Origin of the sequence: Azohydromonas australica DSM 1124 (genome assembly GCF_000430725.1) — a bacterium.
In the GTDB taxonomy this organism is placed as follows: domain Bacteria; phylum Pseudomonadota; class Gammaproteobacteria; order Burkholderiales; family Burkholderiaceae_C; genus Azohydromonas; species Azohydromonas australica.
Map to the genome: position 1 here is coordinate 1 of NZ_AUMO01000137.1, position 8,172 is coordinate 8,172.

The 8,172-nt window shown below is 65.4% G+C and carries 11 protein-coding genes; 6 read left to right on the plus strand and 5 right to left on the minus strand.

Features of this window, described 5'->3' with window-relative positions; genetic code table 11:
* The first annotated feature begins 147 nt into the window (after nucleotides 1-147).
* Nucleotides 148-672 carry a hypothetical protein gene (locus H537_RS0118425; protein ID WP_028999021.1) on the plus strand — a complete coding sequence of 175 codons (525 nt, stop codon included), beginning with the start codon at nucleotides 148-150 and terminating at the stop codon, nucleotides 670-672.
* A 564-nt stretch (nucleotides 673-1,236) separates the two neighbouring features.
* On the opposite strand, the gene H537_RS53165 is transcribed toward H537_RS0118425, so the two are convergent.
* Nucleotides 1,237-1,395 carry a hypothetical protein gene (locus tag H537_RS53165; RefSeq protein ID WP_156901830.1) on the minus strand — a complete coding sequence of 53 codons (159 nt, stop codon included), beginning with the start codon at nucleotides 1,393-1,395 and terminating at the stop codon, nucleotides 1,237-1,239.
* 442 nt (nucleotides 1,396-1,837) lie between these two features.
* Between H537_RS53165 and H537_RS53170 the strand changes: the two genes are divergently transcribed.
* Complete coding sequence (locus tag H537_RS53170; protein WP_156901831.1) at nucleotides 1,838-2,200, plus strand: hypothetical protein; 363 nt, start codon at nucleotides 1,838-1,840, stop codon at nucleotides 2,198-2,200.
* A 142-nt stretch (nucleotides 2,201-2,342) separates the two neighbouring features.
* Here H537_RS53170 and H537_RS0118435 read toward each other — a convergent pair whose 3' ends face one another.
* On the minus strand, nucleotides 2,343-2,807 hold the full coding sequence (locus H537_RS0118435; protein ID WP_028999023.1) for a hypothetical protein: 465 nt from the start codon (nucleotides 2,805-2,807) through the stop codon (nucleotides 2,343-2,345).
* A gap of 733 nt (nucleotides 2,808-3,540) precedes the next feature.
* On the opposite strand from H537_RS0118435, the gene H537_RS0118440 reads away from it, so the two are divergent.
* A complete protein-coding gene (locus tag H537_RS0118440) occupies nucleotides 3,541-3,918 on the plus strand; it encodes a hypothetical protein (protein ID WP_028999024.1) in 378 nt (125 codons plus the stop codon).
* 378 nt (nucleotides 3,919-4,296) lie between these two features.
* Here the strand turns inward: H537_RS0118440 and H537_RS53175 are convergent, their stop codons facing one another.
* The gene (locus tag H537_RS53175) at nucleotides 4,297-4,626 is read right to left on the minus strand and encodes a DUF5710 domain-containing protein (RefSeq protein WP_043459194.1); all 330 of its coding nucleotides are present in this window, start codon (nucleotides 4,624-4,626) and stop codon (nucleotides 4,297-4,299) included.
* An 877-nt stretch (nucleotides 4,627-5,503) separates the two neighbouring features.
* Between H537_RS53175 and H537_RS55035 the strand changes: the two genes are divergently transcribed.
* The 3 genes from H537_RS55035 to H537_RS53190 all read left to right on the plus strand — a co-directional run bounded on the left by H537_RS55035 (nucleotide 5,504) and on the right by H537_RS53190 (nucleotide 6,892).
* Nucleotides 5,504-6,157: a hypothetical protein gene (locus H537_RS55035; RefSeq protein ID WP_211235031.1), complete on the plus strand. Its 654-nt coding sequence runs from the start codon at nucleotides 5,504-5,506 to the stop codon at nucleotides 6,155-6,157.
* 69 nt (nucleotides 6,158-6,226) lie between these two features.
* Entirely contained in the window at nucleotides 6,227-6,607 is a 381-nt protein-coding gene (locus H537_RS53185) for a hypothetical protein (RefSeq protein WP_156901832.1), read from the plus strand.
* 111 nt (nucleotides 6,608-6,718) lie between these two features.
* Nucleotides 6,719-6,892 carry a hypothetical protein gene (locus H537_RS53190; RefSeq protein ID WP_156901833.1) on the plus strand — a complete coding sequence of 58 codons (174 nt, stop codon included), beginning with the start codon at nucleotides 6,719-6,721 and terminating at the stop codon, nucleotides 6,890-6,892.
* Nucleotides 6,893-7,055: 163 nt separating this feature from the next.
* Here H537_RS53190 and H537_RS0118470 read toward each other — a convergent pair whose 3' ends face one another.
* Nucleotides 7,056-7,328, minus strand: a complete 273-nt coding sequence (locus H537_RS0118470) for a hypothetical protein (RefSeq protein ID WP_028999026.1) — start codon at nucleotides 7,326-7,328, stop codon at nucleotides 7,056-7,058.
* A gap of 401 nt (nucleotides 7,329-7,729) precedes the next feature.
* A partial coding sequence (locus H537_RS44080) for a TerC family protein (protein ID WP_043459196.1) occupies nucleotides 7,730-8,172 on the minus strand: 443 nt, incomplete at its 5' end.

The following is an 8,172-nucleotide window of genomic DNA, read 5'->3' on the forward strand; positions in this document are numbered from 1 at the left end:
AGGTCTTTGGCCATGGCGAAAAACACGGCGCGCTTGTCGCGCCGCGCACAGGATTCGGCGAATCGATGGTGTAGTTTCAACCCATCGAGTCGGGCTGGCTGGCATTGGCCCAATCTGCGCCTTCTGTGGCGTCCCAAGGAGATCAACATGCCCACCTTCAACGTCCCGGCGACTTTCGCCGTCGTCGCCGTCGTCGCCGACAGCCCCGAGCGTGCGGTGGAAGTCGTGGACGGCTTCTGCGACTACGGCATGCAGGTATCGAACGATGAACAGGTAATTGAGCATTACGCCTTGCACGCCGATCAGGTACGGCCGGCGGCAGGCACGCAGCAGCTCTCCGTGGAACCCCTGGCTATCAGTCCAGAGGCACTGGGCCTGGAGCCGTGCGGTGAGGAAAGTGGCGGCCACCCGGCCAGCTACCTGCTGGGCACGCTGCGGGTGGGCGACTGCACGTTGCACGCCGAGGCCTATGAGGTGCGCGAGGTGGGAAACAAGTGGATGGCGGCCAACCGAGCCTTCCAGAAGAACGTGGAGCTTGCCCACGGTCTCGGTGGCGACTCGTTGGCCACGATGAGCCACGCGGGCCGACGCTACATCCTGCTCCTCTATCCCTACGCGGTCAGACCGCCCTTGCGGGCAAGCTCACCCGGAAAGGACTTGCCTGCGGCCTGACTCATTGGCCGCTGCAGGCGTCGTTCCATGCCGGGCGCTTTTCCAGGTCGCACGAGCGCACCGCAACCATGCCTTGTCCTGGCTGCGCGCTGCTACCCGAGCCTGATCCCGACTGAAACGGACCCCAGCGCGAATGGCGTAGACGCACCTGCTTCCGGTCCCCAAATTCGCTCACCTGAGGACTAGGCGCGCTGGCGCTGCCTGAAGTCGCGGGTCGGGCGCGGCGGCAGTCCAAGCACTGGCAGCCTCCAGGTCCGACTCGAAGATTCAGGGGAAAGCTCCTGCGCAGGCGCCGGAGGTGCTGTCACCGGCGGTTGCCGTTGCAGTGGTTCGGGTAGCGGCCATGACCATGTCCGCCAGTTGTGATGGCTTGCCGCGGGAGCGCCGATTCAACCCTGCCTGGAGCGAGGAACACATGACCAGATCCTTGCGGTGCTCGTCGACACCGGTCAGTGCGGGCAGGGCATCCCGTCCGAGCCCTGCTCAATGGGGCTTCAGGTTCTCGCCTGGCAGTTCACTGCGCAGACCTTCTGGTTGCGCCCCGGGATCTTCCTGGTCAGCAGTTCAGACAGAAGCTTGTGGCGGCCGCACTCGACGCCCGACGACAGTGACCGAGCCGTTGCCCAGGGTAACACCGCCGAAGGCCGAGTTGGACTTCTTGGCCGCGTACCTCAGCCCGTCGCTGGAAATCGTCGTCTTGGCGTCAAGGTCGCGGGCACTCATGGGCAGTTATCGGCAATGGACAACTGCAGATAAGGGTGGACGCACGAATCTGAAGGGGTCGTCTGTGCGCCGGTTGCGGCAAGGCTGCGTTGGCGGCGTTTCCTCACAAGGCTCTGCAGCCTCAACCTGGTGAAATACATCGCGGAGGCCGCAACCGTGCGCTGAGTCTGCCAATGAGCCTTGAGCAGTCGATTGAAGGCCGGCAGCACCCGGCGGCGAAGCAGCACCTCTGTGTCGGTCGTGGCGATGGTTGCCAGCGTGCCCGGCCGTTCGCACGGTGTACGTACTTGTCCGCGCTGCTTGATTCAATGGCGCTGGCGTGGCGAGGTCTGTCAGCCGCGGAACTTTTACTCACCGGTGCGGCCTGCTTGCTGCACCCTGTGGCAATCCCGCATAGACACATTTGGCCACAGCCGCAAAAATTCGCTGCCTTGAATGCCGCATGGGACTCGTGCGGCCAAGTCCGATCCAGCAGCGCCAGCGTCGTCACTGTAACTTCGGGCCCTCAACGCCGTTTCCTGAAAACACTCCGCGGCCGGTTTTTATTCTCCTGGTCGAATTGGCCATGCCTGACTGCACGCAGCAAGAAACTGAAATCCAAGCCAGCTGCACCATGGATCTCGTGGCGAGCAAGGTTCAGCGCATCTCCGCGGCTGCCCTGAGTGCGCTCGAGCGCCGGCTGCAGCAGAAGCGGCTGCCCATGGAGGAGCAGGCTTTCCTGGCTGCGCGCCTGGAGACCTATCGCAAGGCCGCTGCGCTGGCCTCGGGATCCGGCTGCGGTCGCCCGGACTGCTGCATGGCGTAGTCACCCGCTGCACGGCCGCCGCGGCTTCGCAAGTGCCTCGATGGTGCCGCTTCAAGCCGCCGCTCGGACCGCCCGGCGCTGAGCGACCGCGCGCCCAAGGCAGACAGCGGAGGCTGCCGTCGGCGTTGTATTGCCGCGGCAGTCAGTGTGTGCCGCGGCTTGCGGTTCGGGGTAAGGCGTCGGCCGTCCCGATCCGGACGGGCATGCCCGCTTCGTCGAGCTCGATGCGTCCCGTCAGTGCCGTGGGATGCGCAAGGCTCCACAGCGTGATGGACAGGACCGTCCTTGGTGGCGTGGCATGCGGGGTTTGACCAAGGCGCATTCGCCTGGAGAGGTACATCAGCACCAACGTCGCATCGTGGCCATCACCCACGGCAAGTTTCGCCCTGGACTCCAGCTCCGCCAGGCTCCTGGCCGTGTCGTGCTCCGACAGATCGATATCGATGACGGCCCGCTCCGCGCCGGCGGCCAGGTCCGCAGTTCGAAATACCAGCCAGCGGCCGGGAAAGTCGAGCAGGTGCACGCCGGGAGCACCATAGCGATTTGAGAGCCGGGCGTAGAAGGTCTGGAGCAGCTCTGGGGGCTGCTGGTCGAGCGTGGAAGGCATGGGCCGGTACTGTGCCGCCCACGTGGCCCCGGGCTGTGCCGCTGTTGCAGCGCTGTCACACCACGGCCGTGGGCTCGCGCGAAAAGTGCCGCATTCAAGCCATCACGGCGTGACGAACCGTCATTGGCCGTTGCAGCGCTTGGCGCAGCGGCCCTGCTCGTGTCCGCCCACCGTCGAGCGTGGTGGCGTGCAGTCGGCGCGTCCAGCTGGCCGTGGCTGGCGCGCGGCGCACACAGCCAGATCCTTCGGGTTCACGTCGACACCGGTCGGTGCGGCAGGGAGGCAGTCCAATCCCTGCCCAGTGGGACCGCATGCTCTTGCCCGGCAGTTCACCGCGCAGACCTTCTGGTCGCGCCCCTGAATCTTCCCGGCCGACAGCGCTGACGGGGTTTGGGGCGGCCGCACCTGAAGCAGGACATGGTGGCCGAGGTGCTGCCCAGCACTGGCCCGCCGAAAGTGAAGCCCGGCTTCTTGGCCGGGTACCGCAGCCCGTCACTGGACATCTTGTTCTCGGGCTCCTCGTCGCGCGCGGTCATGTGGATCTCAGGCGGGAGACGAAGGCGTCCCGTGGTGCTGATGGGGAAAAGTTCAAGAGGGCATGGGCCGTGCACAGCGACGCCGGCGGCTGGCATGGCAGCCTACCGTGTTGAAATCCCGCTGCTGGTGGCCCGCGTTCCACCAGCAGCGGGTCCCTCACTTCAACCAGGCCGCAGCCGCCGACCAAGGATTACCCATGAATTATGTCTTCGTCACCCAGGCACAGGAAGCAGCCAAGCAGTGGAGTGAGCTCAGCACGGCGTTCTTCCAGCAACAAGCCCGGCTGTTCCAGGGCCAACTGGCTTTCGGGACGACTGCACGCGATGCGCGCGGCCTCACGGCGGACTTCATCCAGACCACGCAACAGGCCGACGAATTCGTGGTCAAGACGGTGAGGCTGCTCGATGCGCAATGCGCGCAGTTCCTGGACGCTGCGCTGCACGACAGCCCGGCCAGGGAGTCGCTCGCACCGGTCGTGGCGGGGTACAAGAGCGCGTCGCAGGCCGTGGTGACCGCGGTCGAGCAGCTCACGCAGGCGCGCAAGGCGCTGCTGGAAAAGGCCCGCGTGTCCTGATCCACGCGGGCTGCTTCTCGCGGCCGCATGGACAGCGGCGCGAGCCGCCGCGCAGCGGCCAAGCCGGCTTGGTGCATCGACCGGCTGACCTGGCACGACGATCAACACACGGGTGCCGGCTTCCCGACCGTGGGTGTCGCAGCCGGTTCCCAGCGTCCGCAGCCGCAAAGGAGAAGAAAGCGCAGCGCCTGCGTCTGGCAGGCCTGGCCACATTCTTCAAGGCCGCAAGGCCGGGGCAGGGTGCGGCAAGCGCGGCGTATGCCGCGGCTGTCGAGCCGGCGCGCCGAAGCGTCCGCCGTGCTGCAGGTCTGTACGACGATCGGTGCAGTGCGAGACAACGGCTGCATCGGTTCTGCCGCACTCAGGTTTGGTCCCTGCTCAATCCCACGGCGGGTCGTCATCGTCGGTCGCAGCTTGCGCTGGCGGCCATGGCGAAAGTACAGGCAACGCTGGCGGCGGCGCGCTCTGGCGGCGAGGCTGCTGCGGCTTCTTCGACGCTGTGCTCCGTGCGGGCTTGGGTGTCGCCTTCGTTTTGCCGGCGACGGGCTGGCCGACGAAGTCCGCCACGTCGCCTGGCAGCCACGGTGCGAATGGGGCCACGTCCGGCGGGTCCACCACATACCACTTCTTGATCGCCGGGTCCCAGCGCGCGCCCAGCGCCTTGGCCTCGTTGCGCTGTTCGTACGGGCAGTCGAGGAAGACCTTCATCGACCGTCCCCGCCCAGGCCAGGACGCACAGTCCTGCGGTCAAAGGTCTCCATGCGTGCACCTGTGGTCCCGAGCTGCATTTGGTCCACGACCCTCGTGTCGATCTCCATCAACTTCCTGCTCCAGTGGTTTGCCCAGGCTGCCCATCACCGTGCGGGCGCCAATTGCTTGCGGTCCGACGCCACGGGCAGCGAGGGCAGCAGCAGGCGCCATCGTCGCAGTCATCAGCATCCACCAGGCTGACGCCTGCCAGGGCCGCCGCAGCGTGGCAGGTTTGCATGGTCGGCACTCGCCAGGTTTCTTCGAGAATCTGTGCGGCAAGCCGCGCCCTTGCGTCCATGACCAACTACCCGCCTTCAGGGAAATGAGGTGAGAGTGTACGAAGTGGTGGATACGTCCGTGCTCAAGAGCCGTCCCCTCATGGGCGCACTGGCTTTGCTGGTCCCCAACACTGCGAGTCGTTGTCGTTGTCGTTGTCGTTGTCGTTGTCGTTGTCGTCACCGTCATTGCGCTGATGCGGCGCAGCATTTCGCGCGTTTCGCCTGGCTGGCAGGCGTGGCAAGTCACTCGCGGCAGTTCGGATAGCGCGGTGAACTGACTGCCGGCGAAGCGGTCGTTGCGCGGTGTGTTCTGCTTGTTGACTCTCCACCGTCAGCGCCGCTCTTTCAAAGTGCACCTGGAGCGCCATGTTGAGTCGTCCGAGCAACAGATTTCGGACTCGATGGGCGCTATTTCGCAGCGAGGGCCCCGGATTGGTTTGCTTCGAACTCATAATTTCGATGGTGGGATTTCCACTTAATGCCGTTGAGGAGGCAACACTCAAATGCCCAGCAAGAAACTTCCCGCATCGAAAAGGGCTTCCGTAAAAGCCGCTCCGGTGAAAACCTCGCGCGCGGCCAAGACCGCGCAAGCAGCCGCCGCGTCGGCGGCTCCTGCAGCCGTGTACCGCCTGAAGGTCGATCTGGCCAACCTCGCCGTCGGCGCCAAGACGCTCAAGCAGCTCTCCCGTGCGGTGGGCAGGCTCGCGCAGACGCTCACGAGAATGGAGGAGGGCGGCAACGTGTCGCTGGAGCAGCCGGTGACGGCCAAGGGGGCACACCTGTCCACGCAGGACGCCAAGCTCGCGCGGCGTTTCGGCATGGAGGAGGGTCGCGCCCCGCGCGGTGCCAAGACCGCCGCGCCGGCGGCCAAGAAGGCCTCTGGCGCCACGCAAGCTGCCGCAGCACCGGCGAAGAAGGCGGCCGCCAAGAAGGCTGCTGCGAAGAAGACGCGCACCCAGGCCACGGCGGCGGATGCTGCGCCGGCCGCCGAAGCGGCCACCACCACCACGGCACCGGCAAAGAAAGCGGCAGCCAAGAAGGCAGCGGCCAAGAAGGCGCCTGCCAGGAAGGCGGCAGGCAAGAAAGCCGCGCGCAAGACCGGCGCCAATGGTGCGGGTGAGCCTCAACGTGCCGCCGGTGGCGAGTCTGCGGCAGCGCCCGAGGCATCGCCGGCCACCGACATGCCGGGCTCCGAAATCACGCCGTCCTGACGCCGGACGGCAGTGAACATCGCCCGCCCCGGGATCCGCCGGGTCCCGGTACCCGGGGCGGGGATTTCCATGAACCCGCTGCTCGAACCAGCAACGAAGGGGGAACACTGCAAGGTGATGAGGGGAGAAGACATGAGAGAACTGCGGCTGCGCGTGACCATTCCAAATGGCGTGGAGTTTGGGGACCTGCACCTGTCACGCAATCCGGAGGACGGACTGGTGCGCTTCGAGATGGCGCCCATCGAGGCCATTTGCGAGGCCAGTGCCCTGGATCTGGACGAACTGGTCCAAGGACCCCAGCCACTGGTGGGATTGTTCATTGCGGCCTGGTACGAGGTCCATCTCGCGCGAGGTGGTGTGCCAGACCCGGTACAGGAGGACCTCATTGAAGAGGCCCGGCTCGAGACGGAACATGGGGGCGGATTTACCTATGCACCCGGACACGCTTGATGGAACAGTGCTCCGCGGGCAGCACACCTGCCCATCACATCGCAACCTGCATCAGGCCGCTGCAGTGACAACAGGGGCCGTGGGCCGTTGCTTTGGAAGTAGGAGAGGTACATGGCAAGAGTGATTGCCGCCTTGCTGCTGTCGATCTATGTCAGCGCTGGTGTCGCGTCCGCCTACCTGCCGCAGCAGCACATGCCGTGGTTAGAAAGCATCGCCAGCATCGTCATCGTGATAGCCGCCGTCCTGGGCATCGTCGCGCAACTCCGTAGAGGCGCTGAACGCTGAGACCCGGCGTGCGTGCCAGACAAGGCCCTTGAGGCAGGGTGCTCGATTGGGCTGTCTGCCAGGAAAAGAGCGCCACTTGCCACTTGCACGCTGCTGTGACGCGTCGCTGGCAGAGCGGCCTTTTTGCAGCCGCTGCGTGCTTGCGGCCGTGACGCTGTAGCCGCTACGGCTGTTCGGCCAGCGCTTGCTGGCGGGACAGTTCCGCGTAAGCGCTCCAGGTCTGTTCCTTCATCAAAGCCAGATTGCGTTCCTCATCCGCTGTGTCGTAGCCCAGGTGCCTCAACTCTTCGATCCAAGTGGCCTGAACGGCTGCCCGACCCTTGCTTTCACTGGCCAGGCGCCGCGCCCGCTCCAGCGCCGTCTCGTACTGCTGCATTGCCTCCCCCTCCTGCATCCGCCAGCTCTGCAAACGCCGGTCTTGGTGCCGCGACAGCATGCCGCAGTGGCTTCCTTGGGAACGGCCCCGACCACGTTCTTGAGGGGCACCTTTATCGATGGTTACTTACGACCGACAGCGTGTCCTGGCCGCCGGGAAGGCCCACCAGACGCGCTCTTATGGCAGGGTGCTTCAAACATTGCGGTTGCAACAACTTGCCCTTGCGCTCGCGGGTGTCGGCAATTCCGTGGAGTAAAGGTGCTGAGGCAACGGTATAGACAGCGGCCCTCGACATATGCGGCATTGGCGGGCAACTGAGCTCAAAGGTAAACCGGTTGCCGGGGCTGCTGAATTTCCACACGACTGGGTCCTTGGCGCCCAGCGCTTCGGTCTACCGTATTGTTCTAGGCCCTGATGGGCTCCGCCCCCAGCATCGTACGCTGGGGGCATGGATGGCGCGATTAGCGCACCGACGGACGCGAATTGGCGCCGGTGTCCTCTGGCACGTAAGCTGAGTGCAGGTGCGCGGGCTGCGCGGCGCGCTTGCGCATGCGGATGTTGAGCATCTCCACCACCAGCGAGAAGGCCATCGCGAAGTAGATGTAGCCCTTGGGCACGTGATGGCCGAAGCCCTCGGCCAGCAGCACCACGCCCACGGCCACCAGGAAGGACAGCGCCAGCATCTTGATGGTCGGGTGGTCGGAGACGAAGCGGCCGATGGGGCCGGCGAACACCATCATCATCCCCACCGAGGCGATGACGGCGGCGATCATCACCGCCACCTCGTCCACCATGCCCACGGCGGTGATGATCGAGTCCAGCGAGAACACCAGGTCGATCACCATGATCTGCAGGATCACCGCGCCGAAGCTCGCAGCCACGGACTTGGACTCGTGGCCCTCCT

Excerpts from the sequence above, each read along its gene's own strand:
- H537_RS0118425 (WP_028999021.1), top strand. The coding sequence starts at position 148 with ATGCCCACCTTCAACGTCCCGGCGACTTTCGCCGTCGTCGCCGTCGTC.
- H537_RS53165 (WP_156901830.1), bottom strand. The coding sequence starts at position 1,395 with ATGAGTGCCCGCGACCTTGACGCCAAGACGACGATTTCCAGCGACGGG.
- H537_RS53170 (WP_156901831.1), top strand. The coding sequence starts at position 1,838 with ATGGGACTCGTGCGGCCAAGTCCGATCCAGCAGCGCCAGCGTCGTCAC.
- H537_RS0118435 (WP_028999023.1), bottom strand. The coding sequence starts at position 2,807 with ATGCCTTCCACGCTCGACCAGCAGCCCCCAGAGCTGCTCCAGACCTTC.
- H537_RS0118440 (WP_028999024.1), top strand. The coding sequence starts at position 3,541 with ATGAATTATGTCTTCGTCACCCAGGCACAGGAAGCAGCCAAGCAGTGG.
- H537_RS53175 (WP_043459194.1), bottom strand. The coding sequence starts at position 4,626 with ATGAAGGTCTTCCTCGACTGCCCGTACGAACAGCGCAACGAGGCCAAG.
- H537_RS53185 (WP_156901832.1), top strand. The coding sequence starts at position 6,227 with ATGAACCCGCTGCTCGAACCAGCAACGAAGGGGGAACACTGCAAGGTG.
- H537_RS53190 (WP_156901833.1), top strand. The coding sequence starts at position 6,719 with ATGGCAAGAGTGATTGCCGCCTTGCTGCTGTCGATCTATGTCAGCGCT.
- H537_RS0118470 (WP_028999026.1), bottom strand. The coding sequence starts at position 7,328 with ATGCTGTCGCGGCACCAAGACCGGCGTTTGCAGAGCTGGCGGATGCAG.